General features: G+C 65.3%; 14 protein-coding genes. 12 read left to right on the forward strand and 2 right to left on the reverse strand.

The annotated features are described in order from the left end of the window. Positions 1–88 precede the first annotated feature (88 nt). Positions 89–526, reverse strand: a complete 438-nt coding sequence (locus ACKUUH_RS16335) for an Rrf2 family transcriptional regulator (RefSeq protein WP_407950951.1) — start codon at positions 524–526, stop codon at positions 89–91. A gap of 134 nt (positions 527–660) precedes the next feature. Between ACKUUH_RS16335 and ACKUUH_RS16340 the strand changes: the two genes are divergently transcribed. From ACKUUH_RS16340 to ACKUUH_RS16380, 9 genes are all read left to right on the forward strand, one after another. Continuing rightward, on the forward strand, positions 661–1,116 hold the full coding sequence (locus ACKUUH_RS16340; protein ID WP_407950952.1) for a group III truncated hemoglobin: 456 nt from the start codon (positions 661–663) through the stop codon (positions 1,114–1,116). A gap of 262 nt (positions 1,117–1,378) precedes the next feature. Next, positions 1,379–1,678: a DUF2282 domain-containing protein gene (locus tag ACKUUH_RS16345; protein WP_407950953.1), complete on the forward strand. Its 300-nt coding sequence runs from the start codon at positions 1,379–1,381 to the stop codon at positions 1,676–1,678. 29 nt (positions 1,679–1,707) lie between these two features. Next, a complete protein-coding gene (locus tag ACKUUH_RS16350; protein WP_407950954.1) occupies positions 1,708–2,613 on the forward strand; it encodes a DUF692 domain-containing protein in 906 nt (301 codons plus the stop codon). Beyond that, complete coding sequence (locus tag ACKUUH_RS16355; RefSeq protein WP_407950955.1) at positions 2,606–3,382, forward strand: putative DNA-binding domain-containing protein; 777 nt, start codon at positions 2,606–2,608, stop codon at positions 3,380–3,382. The genes ACKUUH_RS16350 and ACKUUH_RS16355 overlap by 8 nt, the downstream gene beginning before the upstream one ends. A gap of 46 nt (positions 3,383–3,428) precedes the next feature. Next, positions 3,429–3,866: a DoxX family protein gene (locus ACKUUH_RS16360; protein ID WP_407950956.1), complete on the forward strand. Its 438-nt coding sequence runs from the start codon at positions 3,429–3,431 to the stop codon at positions 3,864–3,866. A gap of 151 nt (positions 3,867–4,017) precedes the next feature. Continuing rightward, entirely contained in the window at positions 4,018–6,681 is a 2,664-nt protein-coding gene (locus ACKUUH_RS16365; RefSeq protein ID WP_407950964.1) for a cation-transporting P-type ATPase, read from the forward strand. Between the two features lie 231 nt (positions 6,682–6,912). Next, complete coding sequence (locus ACKUUH_RS16370) at positions 6,913–7,212, forward strand: DUF2282 domain-containing protein (RefSeq protein WP_407950957.1); 300 nt, start codon at positions 6,913–6,915, stop codon at positions 7,210–7,212. 29 nt (positions 7,213–7,241) lie between these two features. Further along, a complete protein-coding gene (locus ACKUUH_RS16375) occupies positions 7,242–8,147 on the forward strand; it encodes a DUF692 family multinuclear iron-containing protein (protein ID WP_407950958.1) in 906 nt (301 codons plus the stop codon). Then, positions 8,140–8,910, forward strand: a complete 771-nt coding sequence (locus ACKUUH_RS16380; RefSeq protein ID WP_407950959.1) for a putative DNA-binding domain-containing protein — start codon at positions 8,140–8,142, stop codon at positions 8,908–8,910. The genes ACKUUH_RS16375 and ACKUUH_RS16380 overlap by 8 nt, the downstream gene beginning before the upstream one ends. A 28-nt stretch (positions 8,911–8,938) precedes the next feature. Here the strand turns inward: ACKUUH_RS16380 and ACKUUH_RS16385 are convergent, their stop codons facing one another. Beyond that, a complete protein-coding gene (locus tag ACKUUH_RS16385) occupies positions 8,939–10,135 on the reverse strand; it encodes a CaiB/BaiF CoA transferase family protein (RefSeq protein ID WP_407950960.1) in 1,197 nt (398 codons plus the stop codon). A 174-nt stretch (positions 10,136–10,309) separates the two neighbouring features. Between ACKUUH_RS16385 and ACKUUH_RS16390 the strand changes: the two genes are divergently transcribed. The 3 genes from ACKUUH_RS16390 to pcaF all read left to right on the forward strand — a co-directional run bounded on the left by ACKUUH_RS16390 (position 10,310) and on the right by pcaF (position 13,405). Further along, positions 10,310–10,723 (forward strand): DoxX family protein, encoded by a 414-nt coding sequence (locus tag ACKUUH_RS16390; protein WP_407950961.1) that lies wholly within the window; start codon positions 10,310–10,312, stop codon positions 10,721–10,723. 114 nt (positions 10,724–10,837) lie between these two features. Then, entirely contained in the window at positions 10,838–11,974 is a 1,137-nt protein-coding gene (locus ACKUUH_RS16395; RefSeq protein WP_407950962.1) for a DUF2336 domain-containing protein, read from the forward strand. 219 nt (positions 11,975–12,193) lie between these two features. Beyond that, a complete protein-coding gene (pcaF, locus tag ACKUUH_RS16400) occupies positions 12,194–13,405 on the forward strand; it encodes a 3-oxoadipyl-CoA thiolase (RefSeq protein ID WP_407950963.1) in 1,212 nt (403 codons plus the stop codon). The last annotated feature ends 87 nt before the right edge of the window (positions 13,406–13,492 follow it).

Here is a 13,492-nt window from a genome sequence, read left to right on the forward strand (position 1 = left end):
ACATCGACCCTCATACCCGGCAACCTCCAATGCGACGGTTTCGCAGAGGAATCCCGAGGGGAGGGTGGGAGAAGGGACGCGATCAGCGTCAGGCTGTGAGCGCGAGCAAGCGGCGGAGGGGACGGGGGTTCGCGACGAGGTCGCCGAGCGTTGCGCCGTCGAGGACCGCGAGCCAGGCATCGACGGCGTCCTTCAGGACACGCTTCAGACGGCAGGCGGGCGCGATGCAGCAGCCATTCGTGTCACGGTCGAAACACTCGACGATCCTGAAATCCTCTTCCATGGCGCGGACGACATCGCCGATGACGATTTCCTCCGCGGGACGGGCGAGGCGAAGACCGCCGCCACGCCCGCGCAGCGTTTCCACGAAGCCCGCCTTTCCCAATTCATGCGCGACCTTTGTCATATGGTTGCGCGAAATGGCGAAAGCATCCGAAACCTCGGCGATGGTGACGCGCTTTTCCGGCGCGAGCGCGAGGTGCATGAGAAGGCGAAGCGCGTAGTCCGTGTGGAGCGTCAAACGCATGGCAGTTCCTTGAGGGCCTCCATCGGGGCAGGCGAAATGCCGCATGGCGGAAGGGGCATCGGATATTGCCTTTAGGCGGGCGGTGTCCGACGATAAATATGTATTTTAAATACATGTTAAAAGAGGCAGCAAGGTTGGACAATCCGGGAAACTACGAAGGCCGCCCGCTCGCGGAACCGGACGCGGCGGAAGGCGCGACGAACGAAGCCGAGATCGAGCGGCTGGTGCGGACCTTCTATGCGCGCATTCGCGGGGACGAGGTGCTGGGGCCGATTTTCGACAAGGCAATCGGTGAGGACTGGGAGCCGCACCTTCTGAAGATGTGCGACTTCTGGTCGAGCGTGATGCTGACGACGGGCCGCTACAAGGGGCAGCCGATGCGCGCGCATTTGAAACTCAAGACCGTGACGCCGAAACATTTCGACCGCTGGCTCGTGCTCTTCCGCGCGACGGCGGAGGAAGTCTGCGCGCCGGAGACGGCGGAGCGCTTTGTCGAGAAGGCGGCGCGGATTGCCGAGAGCTTGCAGCTCGGCATGTTCTTCAAGCCGCAGGTGCATGACCCGGAGCGAAAAGCGGGTTGTCGTAGCTGAGGGCTCGCGAAGCCCGATACCTGCCGATGCTCACCGCCCGCAGGGCGTTCACGGCAGAGTGAGGTGCCGTGTGCGAATTGCGCGGCGATGTGATCCCAGTTGATTTTCGTTTCGGCAGGCCGTGCGGCAGGTTGGTCCTGCGAACGGCGGAGGCCAGCCTCCGGTTTCTTCCCCCAAGAAGTCCCCGCCCCCCCGGCGCCGCCGTTCGCAGCCCTTTCGTAGCCTCAAACCGATGCAATCAAAATCAACTGGAGACCAAGACATGCCGAGAAACATCGTGACGGATTCGCTCGCCACCGCTGGCGCCATTGCGACGGCCTTAGCCTTCGCGGCGATTGCCACACCTGCCCATGCGGAAGACGCGGCGATGGAGAAGTGCTACGGCGTGGCGCTGGCGGGCAAGAACGACTGCGCCGCGGGACCGGGCACCACCTGTGCGGGCACGTCCACGCTCGATTATCAGGGCAATGCCTGGAGCCTCGTGCCGGCCGGTACCTGCACCAGCATCGAGACGCCCCATGGCAATGGCAGCCTCGAAGCCAAAGACACGCAGCTTCCGTAATAGCGGGTCGCGCGAAGGAGCCGTTGCGCATGACACAGCCTCGGTCATATTCCAGCGCTTCTCCGCGCGCGCTGAGCCCGGTCCCGGCTGATGCCGGGATCGGGCTCAAGCCGCAGCATTACCGCGAAATAATCGCGAACCGGCCGCCGCTCGGCTGGTTCGAAGTGCATGCGGAAAACTACATGGGGGCAGGCGGGCCGCCGCATCGCTACCTCTCGGCCATTCGCGACCTCTATCCGCTGTCGCTTCACGGTGTGGGTCTTTCGCTCGCTTCCGCCGGGTCTCTCGACCGCGAGCATGCGTTGCGGTTGAGGGATCTCGCCAAGCGCTACGAGCCGGGACTGATATCCGAACATCTCGCCTGGACGCGACATGGCGATACGCATTTCAACGACCTTCTGCCTGTTCCTCTTACGCATGAGGCGCTGGACGTCATGGCGGCGCATGTGAGTGAGACGCAGGACATTCTCGGGCGGCAAATCCTCGTCGAAAATCCATCGGTCTATGTGGACATGGATGGCTCGGAGATGAGCGAGCCCGAATTTCTGGTGACGCTGGCGCGGCGGACGGGCTGTGGGCTGCTTGCCGACATCAACAATGTGCATGTCTCCTGCTTCAACAGGGGCGAGGATGCCGGTGAATGGCTCGACGCCATTCCGGCGGAGCTTGTCGTGGAAATTCACCTCGCGGGATATACGGAAGACGAGACCGAAGGCGGGACGCTGCTGATCGACGATCATGGCAGCGCGGTGCGCGATGAGGTGTTCGCACTCTATCGAAGGTTCATTGCGCGCATCGGCGCGAGGCCGACGCTGATCGAGCGGGACAAGAACGTGCCGGAGCTTGGCGAACTGTTCGCCGAGGCCATGCATGTGCAAGCCTGCCTCGACGAAGCGCGGGTCTCCGATCTCGTCATGGGGCAAGCACATGGCTGACGGGCTCGCGCGCTTTCAGGCGGCGTTTGCCGGCGCGGTCACCAGGGGCGCGCCCGAACCCGCCGGGCTGCGCGCAAGGGCGGGCGCGCCGGGAACGGCGAAACGTCTCGACGTTTATCGCAACAATATTCATTCAAGCCTGATCGATGCGCTGGCCTCCGCCTTTCCGGTGGTCGAGCGGCTGGTCGGCCGGACGTTCTTTCGCGCGGCCGCAAAAGTATATCTTGAAGAAGGGTTCCCCCGGCGCGGCACGCTGATCGGCTATGGCGGTGGCTTTCCGGATTTTCTGGAGCGCTTTCCGCCGGCGCAGGGGCTTGCCTACCTCGGAGATGTGGCGCGGCTCGAACTGCTGTGGCTCGAGGCCTATCACGCGGCGGAAGCGAAGCCACTCACGCCCTCCGCGCTCGCGGCCCTGGACATGGCTGCGCTTACACAGTTGCAGCCGGTGCTGCATCCATCCTTTCGCCTCTTCTCATCGCGTTTCCCGGTCGCGGAGATATGGCGGACAAACCGCGAAGATGTGGAGGTGCGTCCGGTCAAGTCCGATGGAAGGCGCAACACGCTCCTGCTGGTGCGGCGGGAGGCGGATGTCTTCATTCATGATGTGCAGCCCGGCCATTTCGTCTTTCTGAGAGCACTGAAGGACGGAGCGAGTTTTGGCGAAGCCGCGCTGCACCTTCCCGCCATGGCGATACAGAAGCTGCCCGCGTTGCTTGGCGGGTTCGCCAGGCTCGGTGCTTTCGCCGCGACCGGCAGCGGCACGACATAAAAAAGGGGCAAAGCAGATGCATGATGCCATCGGGATGGTGACAAAGATGACGGTGCGGACGCACGCGATCATGGCACGAGTACCGGATTGGACCTATGCAGGCATGATGCGGGTGGCGATCTTCCTCGTCTTCTTCACGTCGGCGCGAACGAAGGTGGAAGGGTTCCTGACGCTCAAGGGCAGCACTTTCTTTCTGTTCGAGCATGAATATGCGCTGCCTTTCATATCGTCCACATGGGCGGCCTATCTGGCGACCTATGCCGAGCATCTATTCGCGATCCTTGTGCTTGCCGGGTTTGCGACGAGGCTCAGCGCGCTGGCGCTTCTCGTCATGACGGCCGTGATCCAGATTTTCGTCTATCCGGAAGCCTATACGGTGCATCTCACCTGGGCGGCGATGCTGCTTTACCTGGTGGCGCGGGGCGGCGGCCCGCTGTCGCTCGACAGAGTGGCCGAACGGAAGGCCGCAGGTCGCGCCGATTGACCGCACGGGCGGGGGAATTTTTCAAGCCAATGTGTAAGGCGATGTTCCCGGAAATTCGCTATACTAATAAAAAGTATAGCGGATCGGGGTTGCGGTGGCGTCAGCGGTAGAGCGGCCGGGCGAGAAACAGATCGGGCGCGCCTGGCATGCGATGGAGGCAAGCGAGGCGCGGGACGCGTTCGGCACGCCGGCGGGCGGGCTTGCCGAGGATGAGGCGGAACGCCGCCTCGCCGCTCATGGACCGAACCGGCTGCCGAAAGGCAAGCAGCGCGGGCCGTTCGTCCGCCTTCTTCTCCAGTTTCACAATCTTCTCATCTATGTGCTGATCGCGGCGGGCGTTCTCGCGGCGGCAATCGGACATGGCACGGATGCCACCGTGATCGGGCTTGTGGTGATTGCGAATGCGGCGATCGGCTTCGTGCAGGAGGGGCGCGCGGAAAGAGCGCTCGATGCGATCCGCGCCATGATCGATCCGCATGCCTCGGTGATGCGCGGCGGAAGGCGGCTGACTATCGCCGCGGAGCGTGTGGTGCCGGGCGACCTCGTCATGCTCGAGGCGGGAGACCGCGTGCCCGCCGACATCCGCCTCGTCAAGTCGAGCAATCTCAAGATCGACGAAGCGGCGCTGACGGGCGAATCCGTGCCGGTGGACAAGATGACGGGGCCGGTGAACGCCGACGCCCCGCTCGGCGACCGCGCGGGCATGGCCTATTCGGGCACCTTTATCGCGGCAGGGCAGGGCACAGGCGTTGCCGTGGCGACGGGCGCGGCGACCGAACTCGGGCGGATCAGCGGCATGATCGGCGCGGTGGAAAAACTCACCACGCCGCTGGTGCGGCAGATGGACGGTTTCGCGCGGCAGGTGACGGTTGCCGTGCTCGGCGTATCGGGCTTCGTCTTCGCCTATGCGGCGTTCGTTGCGGGTTATGAGGCGGGCGAAGCTTTCATGATCGTCGTGGGGATCGCGGTCTCCGCCATTCCCGAGGGACTGCCCGCCGTGATGACCATCACGCTGGCCGTCGGTGTGCAGCGCATGGCGAGCCGCAATGCGATCATCCGGCGGCTGCCCGCCGTGGAGACGCTGGGCGCGGTCTCCATCATCTGTTCCGACAAGACGGGTACGCTGACGAAAAACGAGATGACGGTGAGCGCGGCGGTGACGGCGGCCGAGCAGTTCAAGGTGGAGGGATCGGGCTACGAACCTGAGGGACGTTTTCTCATCTCGGGCGAGGCGATCGACATCGCCGCCTATCCTGTGCTCGAGGAATTGTCGCTCGCGGGCGTGCTCTGCAACGATGCGCATCTGCGGCAGGTGGACGGCAAATGGCTGACCGACGGCGACCCGATGGAGGGGGCGCTGCTCTCCTTCGCCATGAAGGCCGGGCACGACGTGGCGACGGCGAGGGCACGGTTCACGAGGCTCGACGACATTCCCTTCGATGCGCGGCACCGCTACATGGCGACGCTCAATGCGCGGGACGGGCATGCACCGGTTCTCTATGTGAAGGGGGCGCCCGAGCGCGTGATCGCGATGTGCGAGCGGGCGGCGGCACCGGAGGGAACATGCGATCTCGATGCGGGCCGCTGGCTCCGGCAGGTGGACGCGCTGGCGGCGGAGGGGCAGCGGGTGATTGCGCTGGCGCGCCGCGTCATGCCGGAAGGGACGGAGACAATTTCGCAGGCCGATGCCGAAACGGGGCTCACCATGCTCGGGCTGGTGGCGCTGATCGATCCGCCGCGGCCGGAAGCGGTGAACGCCATTGCGGAATGCCGGGCGGCGGGGATTGCCGTGAAGATGATCACGGGCGACCATGCCGTGACGGCGCGCGCGATCGCGCGGCAACTGGGCTTGTCCGACGAGGCGCGGACGGTGACAGGGCAAGACCTCGATGCGATGGACGATGCGCGCTTTGCGCAAGAAGCGCAGGCGGCGAGTGTGTTCGCGCGGACGAGCCCCGAACACAAGCTGCGGCTTGTCGAAGCGCTGCAGGCGGACGGATCCGTGATCGCGATGACGGGCGACGGGGTGAACGACGCGCCCGCGCTGAAGCGCGCGGATGTCGGTGTCGCCATGGGCCGCAAGGGCACGGAGGCGGCGAAGGAGGCGAGCGAGATGGTGCTCGCCGACGACAATTTCGCTTCCATCGTCGCGGCGGTGCGCGAGGGGCGGACGGTCTACGACAATCTCACCAAGATGATCGCGCTCGAGCTGCCGACGAATGGCGGCGAGGCCTTCACGATCATCATGGCCATCCTGTTCGGGCTGACGCTGCCGGTGACGCCCGTGCAGATTCTCTGGATCAACATGGTGACGACGGTGGCCCTGAGCGTCACGCTCGCCTTCGAGCCGACGGAACCCGGCGCAATGTTGCGGCCGCCGCAGCCCGTGGGACAGAAGCTCCTGTCCGGACGGCTGCTCTGGCGCATCCTTTTCGTGTCGGTGCTGATGGTCGCTGGCGCCTTCGGCACCTATGCCTCGATGATCGAGCGCGGGCTGCCGGTGGAGACGGCACGGACGATGGTGGTGAATGCGCTGGTCGTCATGGAAATTTTCTATCTCTTCAGCGTGCGATATGTGCATGGCACGTCGCTGACATGGGAAGGCGTGCTCGGTACGCGCGCGGTTCTCATGGGCGTTGCGGCGGTTGTGGTGGCGCAGTTCGCGTTCACCTATCTGCCGCTCCTGCAACGCGTGTTCGACAGCCGGCCGGTCGCGGCGGAGGACGGGCTTCTCATCATCGGCGTGGGCGTTGCGCTTCTCGTCGTGGTGGAGATCGAAAAGCGCGTGGCGCGGCGCATGGGTTTTGCGGGATGAGGTGGGGCGTGTTCTTCACAGCCGCGTGATGACGCGTGTGCCAGCTTGCGCGCCAACGTGATTGCAGTTGATTTCCCTCCGGGAGTGCGGCGGGGCATGGTCAATCTGCAAGCGGCGGACGACCGGCACACCCCCCCCCGGTTTCTCCCTCCCCCAGAAACCCCGTCTCCGCCGCTTGCATCCATTTTGTGGCGTCAGTCCAAACAACCGAACTCAACCGGAGACCAGAATATGTCGAAGACCCTCATCACCAACTCGATCGCCGCCGCCGGCGCCATTGCGACCGCTCTCGCCTTTACCGCCATTGCGACACCGTCGCATGCGGAAGACGCCGCGATGGAGAAGTGCTACGGCGTGGCGCTGGCCGGCAAGAACGACTGCGCCGCCGGTCCCGGCACGACCTGCGCCGGCACGTCGACGCTCGACTATCAGGGCAATGCCTGGAGCCTCGTGCCGGCCGGCACCTGCACCAGCATCGAGACGCCGCGTGGCAATGGCAGCCTCGAAGCCAAAGACACGCAGCTTCCGTAATAGCGGGACACGCGAAGGAGCCGTTGCGCATGACACAGCCTCGGTCATATTCCAGCGCTTCTCCGCGCGCGCTGAACCCGGTCCCGGCAGATGCCGGGATCGGGCTCAAGCCGCAGCATTATCGCGAGATCATCTCGACGAAGCCGAAGCTCGGCTGGTTCGAGGTGCATGCCGAAAATTACATGGGCGCGGGCGGGCCGCCGCATCGCTATCTTGGCGCCATTCGCGAGCTTTACCCGCTTTCGCTTCACGGCGTGGGCCTGTCGCTCGGGTCGGCCGGACCGCTCGACCGCGCGCATGTGTTGCGCCTGAAGGAGCTGATCGGGCGCTACGAGCCGGGCCTCGTGTCTGAGCATCTCGCCTGGACGCGGCACGGGGCAACGCATTTCAACGATCTTCTTCCCGTGCCTCTGACGCGCGAGGCGCTCGACGTCATGGCGGCGCATGTGAGCGAGACGCAGGAGCTTCTCGGGCGGCAGATCCTGATCGAGAACCCCTCCGTCTATGCCGATATCGGCGGTGCGGAGATGAGCGAGCCCGAATTCCTTGTTGCGCTTGCGCGGCGGACGGGATGCGGGTTGCTGATCGACGTCAATAATGTGCATGTTTCCTGCTCCAATCTCGGCAAGAGCGCGGCGGACTGGCTGGACGGCATTCCCGCCGAGCTCGTCCATGAGGTGCATCTCGCCGGACATGCGGTGGAGGAGCTCGAGGGCGGAAGGCTGCTGATCGACGATCACGGCAGTGCGGTGCGCGACGAGGTGTTCGCGCTTTATCGCGACTTCATCGAACGGATCGGCGCGCGGCCGACGCTGATCGAGCGCGACAAGAACGTGCCCGAACTCGGCGAGCTGATCGCGGAAGCGATGCGTGCGCAGCGCTGCCTAGACCGGGCCCGAAATTTCGACCTGGTGCTCGGGGCCCGTCATGGCTGAGGGACTTGCAGCGTTCCAGGCGGCATTTGCCGAAGCGCTCGCCACAGGCGGCGCGGCACCCGCCGCTGTCGCAGCCGCGCCGGGCACGCCGCCTGCGGCGAAGCGCTTCGATGTCTACCGCAACAATGTTCATGCGAGCCTGATCGATGCGCTGGAAGCCGCGTTCCCCGCCGTGGAACGGCTTGTCGGACGCGATTTCTTTCGCGCGGCGGCGCGGCTTCACCTCGAAAGCGGCATGCCGGAGCGCGGCACGCTGATCGGCTTCGGGGCGGGGTTCCCGCATTTCCTCGACAGCTTCCCGCCGCTGCGCTCGCTTCCCTATCTGGGCGATGTGGCGCGGCTCGAATTGCTGTGGCTGCAGGCCTATCACGCCACGGAAGCGGCGCCGCTCGACCCGGCCGTCTTCGCGCGGATGGGGGCGGAGGAGATTTCCGTGCTGCGGCCCGTTCTTCACCCGTCGCTGCGGCTTTTTTCGTCGCGCTATCCCGTGGCCGAGATATGGCGGACGAACCGCGAGGATGAGGACGTGAAGCCCGTGGCGCTCAACGCGGGCGGCGACGCGCTCATCGTCGTGAGGCCGGAGGCGGATGTGCTGGTCTACAAGCTGCCGACGCCGCAGATCGCCTTTCTCAGGGCGCTGCGCGAGGGGGCGAATTTCGGCGAGGCGGCGCTGACGCTGCCGCCGGCGTCGATCGTGGGCCTCTCCAAGCTTCTGCAGGAGCTTGGCCGCAAGGGCGTCTTCGCCGCGGCGGCGGTGCAATAGCTCCCGAGAAGTTCCGTGTACGGAAAATCTACTTTATCGCACCGGAAGACCGGAGGGCGTCGATTTCGGCATCCGTGAAACCCGCGGCCTGCAGCGTTTCGAGCGTGTGCTGGCCGAGCGCGGGGGAGGCCGATTTCGGCGTGTCGTCGTAGCCGGGAAAGCGGATGGGCGAAGCGGGGGCGAGATAGGTGCCGCTGCCGTCTTCCTCCGGCACCTTGACGTAGGCACCCGCCGCATGGGCCTGGGGATCGGCGAAGACGTCGGCGGGACGCATGAGCGGCGCCCAGATGATGTCTTCCGCGTCGAGTTTCGCGCGCCAGTACTCGACATCGTGTGCGGCGAAGGCGGCATCGAGAATGTCGACGAGTTCGGCGGCGTTGGCGCGGCGCTTTTTCGGGTTGTCGAAGCGCTCGTCGGTTTCGAGTTCGGGCCTGCCGATGGCGCGGCAGACGGCCGTCCAGTCGACCGTGCCCTGGCGCGGCACGATGACGATCCAGGTGTCCTTCGTCTGGAAGAAGTTGCTGATCGGCATGAGGGCTTCGTGGCGCGACTTGGTGGAGCCGAGCTTGCCGTAGCGGAGCTGGACGGCGGTGTCGGAGCCGGCGGCATAGATGCCGGCGCGCAGCAGCGAGGCCTCGACGAGGCGGCCCGTGCCCGTCGTCTGGCGCTCGACCAGCGCGGCGAGAATACCGCCGACCGTCGCCATGCTTGTGGTGTGGTCGCCGATGCCGGTGCGCAGCGTGACGGGCTCCTTGCCCTTGACGGTCTGCAGCCAGCCGACGCCCGAGCGGGCATAGAAGGCGGCGATGTCGAAGCCGGGGCGGTCGCGGTCCGGGCCTTCGAGGCCATAGCCGGTGACGCTGGCATAGACGAGGCGGGGGTTCACCTGTTTCAGGCTCTCGTAGTCGAGGCCCGCGCGCTCCAGCCCGCCGGGTCGGACATTGGTGATGAAAACGTCGGCGTCCTTCACGAGGCGCTTCACGGCCTCGACGCCTTCGGGCTTCGAGGTATCGATGGCGAGGCCTTTTTTCCCGCGATTGTCGAGGTCGAAGATGGGGGAGCCCTTGAGGTGCTCGGCGCCGACATTGCGCATGGTGTAGCGCATGGGGCAGCCGGAGAGCGGCTCGATCTTCACGACCTCCGCGCCCCAGTCCGCGAGAATGCCGCCCGCGCCGGGTGCCGCGATATAGGTGGCCATTTCGATGACCTTGATGCCCTCAAGCATGATGTCCGTTCCCCGTTAGCGATTTTCTGGTTGGCGCGGATCATCCATGAAAAGGCGGGGGAGTCAAAATTTCGGGCTCCAACCCCTCAAAATCCCGCTGGACGGAATCGCGAGGGCGGAGAATCCTGTGTGCTGCCGGGCGGGGGCCCGGTGTCGATCAGGGGGGAATTTCACATGACGCCAGGTTTTGTCGCGGCCATTCTGGAGGCGCGGGCTGTTGCCATCTTCACGCGCGTGTTGCTCACTTTCATGTTCTGGGGCGCCGGGCTCGGCTTTCTCGTGAATTTCGGCGAGAGCGTCGAGATCATGAGGTCGCTCGGCTTCTCGCAGCCCGAACTCGTGGTGATCGCGACGGCGGCGACCCAGCTCATCGGCTCGGCGCTGGTGATCTGGGGGCGGTATGTGTGGCTCGGCGCGGGGATGCTCGGCGTCTTCACTTTTCTTACCATCCTGCTCATCCATAATTTCTGGGCGATGCCGGAGGGGCCGCAAAAGGTAAACAGTTTCCATACATTCACAGAGCATCTGTCCGTGATCGGAGCGCTTATCCTCGTTTCGATCGCCATGCACAGACGCTCCGGTAACTGAAATCCGACGTTTCCGTGTGCGCCAGAGTAAATCTTCATTAAGCGCTTTTGCCCTAGGCTTTGACCGGTGCGCAACGAACCGATTGGCGCGAAACCGGGAAGGCCTGGGGCCCAGATGAACGCGGAAAAGCTGACGATCGCCGATGTCGAGCGGCTCCTTTCGGACCCGTCCGAGGACGCGCGCGCGGCTGTCGCTGCGAAAGTCGCCCGTCAGTTTTCGCAGGTTGAACTCGCGCCGCGCGAGCGCGAACTCGCGCGCGAAATACTTGGCTATCTGGTCCATGACGTAGCGATCTCCGTGCGCGAGGCCCTTGCGCGCTGCCTGGACGACAAGGCGGGCGCGCCGCGCGATGTCGTGCTGAAGCTTGCACGCGATATCGACCAGGTGGCGTTGCCCGTTCTCGAGCGCTCTCCCGTGCTGACCGATGAAGACCTGGTGGGGCTCGTCTATTACGGCTCGCCCGCAAAGCAATGCGCGATTGCGGGGCGGCCTGACGTAGCGGCGCCGGTGTCGGAAGCGATTGCCCATCGCGGCGATCGTACGGCCGTGCTGAGGCTCGTCCACAATGCAGGTGCGGTCATCAACGAGGCGGCGGCGACGATACTGGTGACACGCTACGCCGACGACGCCGATGTTTCCGTGCCGCTGGTGCAGCGGGGCGAAATGCCCGCGCTCCTCGTCGAACGGCTGATCGCGATGGTGTCGGAGCAGCTTCGCGAATATCTCGTTGAGCAGCACGAGATGGATCATCGCGTGGCGGCGACGCTGGAAGAGCAGACGCGCGAACGGACGACGGCGGACGCCATTTCCCGCATGAGCCATGACGACATGCGCGCGCTGGTGGCGCAGCTCTCGGAAAACGGCCGCCTGACGGCGACGCTGATCCTGCGCATCGCCTGCACAGGCGAAATGCGCTTCGTGGAAGCCGCCTTCGCAAATCTTACCGACGTACCGGACGAACGGATATGGAGGCTCATCCACGATGTGGGGGCGCTCGGCTTCCGCGCCGTCTATGCGCGGGCGGGGATGCCGGAGGCGCTCTATCCGGCCTTCCGCCGGGTGCTCGACACCTATCACGCGGTCAGAAGCTCGGACGGCACGCTCGATCTCGATCTTTTCCGCTTCCACGTGCTCGAAGGGCTGCGCGAGACCTTCGAGGAGATCGAAGCGCCGGATCTCGACGGGATGATCGACAAGCTGGCGCGGCTTGCGTCCCCGGTGCCCGGCCAGCGGCGCCAGAACGTGGCTTAATTTTCCCTCAAGCGCCGGGCGGGCGGTTCCCGGCTTTCGCCGGGACAGGCCGCGCCCTTGGCTTACGGCGCATAAGCGCCGGCGGCCGGTCGGCCTTGCCGTTTTTCGCGAGCGAAAAACGGTTGCCGCCGCAGCGGACGCTTTAGCCTGAAGCCCGTTTCCCCTTCGTCAAAAAATGCTCTAGCTTGCGGCCTCTTGAAGACATGAGAGGACCGCGCCATGACCCATCATCAGGAAGCCTTCATCTGCGACGCCGTTCGGACGCCCATCGGGCGGTATGGCGGGGTGCTGGCGGGCGTGCGCGCGGACGATCTGGGCGCCGTGCCGCTGATGGCGCTGATGGAACGCAATCCGGATGTGAACTGGGAACGGGTGGACGATGTGATCTTCGGCTGCGCCAACCAGGCGGGCGAGGACAACCGCAACGTCGCGCGCATGTCGGCGCTGCTGGCGGGGCTGCCGGAGACGGTGCCCGGCTCGACGATGAACCGGCTTTGCGGCTCGGGCATGGATGCGGTCGGCACCGCGGCGCGGGCGATCAAGGCGGGTGAGGCGGGGCTCATGATCGCTGGCGGCGTGGAAAGCATGTCGCGCGCGCCCTTCGTGATGGGGAAGGCGACGGCGGCGTTTTCGCGCGATGCCGAGATCCACGACACGACGATCGGCTGGCGTTTCGTGAACCCGCTGATGAAGCGGCAGTATGGCGTCGACTCCATGCCGGAGACGGCGGAGAATGTTGCCGAGGATTTCCAGATTTCGCGCGAGGACCAGGACGCATTCGCATGGCGGAGCCAGCAGCGCGCGGGCGCGGCCATCGCGGCCGGGCGGCTCGCGGCGGAGATCGTTCCCGTGACCATCGTCAGCCGGAAGGGCGAGACGGTGGTGAACGCCGACGAGCATCCGCGCCCCGAGACGACACTCGAAGCGCTGTCGAAGCTGAAGGCGCCTTTCCGCGAGGGCGGCACGGTGACGGCGGGCAATGCGTCGGGCGTCAATGATGGCGCCTGCGCGCTCGTCATCGCGTCGGCGGATGCGGCGGAAGCGAACGGGCTCAAGCCGCGTGCGCGGATCGTCGCCATGGCGACGGCGGGCGTACCGCCGCGCATCATGGGCATCGGCCCCGCGCCCGCGACGCGCAAGGTGCTCGAGAAGACGGGATTGAACATCGGCGATATCGACGTGATCGAGCTGAACGAGGCGTTCGCCTCGCAGGGGCTTGCCGTGATGCGCGATCTCGGGCTGCCCGACGATGCCGACCACGTGAACCCCAATGGCGGTGCGATCGCGCTTGGCCACCCGCTCGGCATGAGCGGCGCGCGGCTTGTGACGACGGCAATGTACGAACTCGAAAGGCGGCAGGGCCGCTACGCGCTTTGCACCATGTGCATCGGCGTGGGGCAGGGCATTGCCATGATTATCGAGAGGGTGTGAGGGCTGTTGCGTTTTCTTCCACCCTCCCTTGAGGATTCCTCTGCGAAACCGTCGCATTGGAGGTTGCCGGGTATGAGGGTCGATGTT

Source organism: Parvibaculum sp., assembly GCF_045863935.1.
Lineage (GTDB): Bacteria > Pseudomonadota > Alphaproteobacteria > Parvibaculales > Parvibaculaceae > Parvibaculum.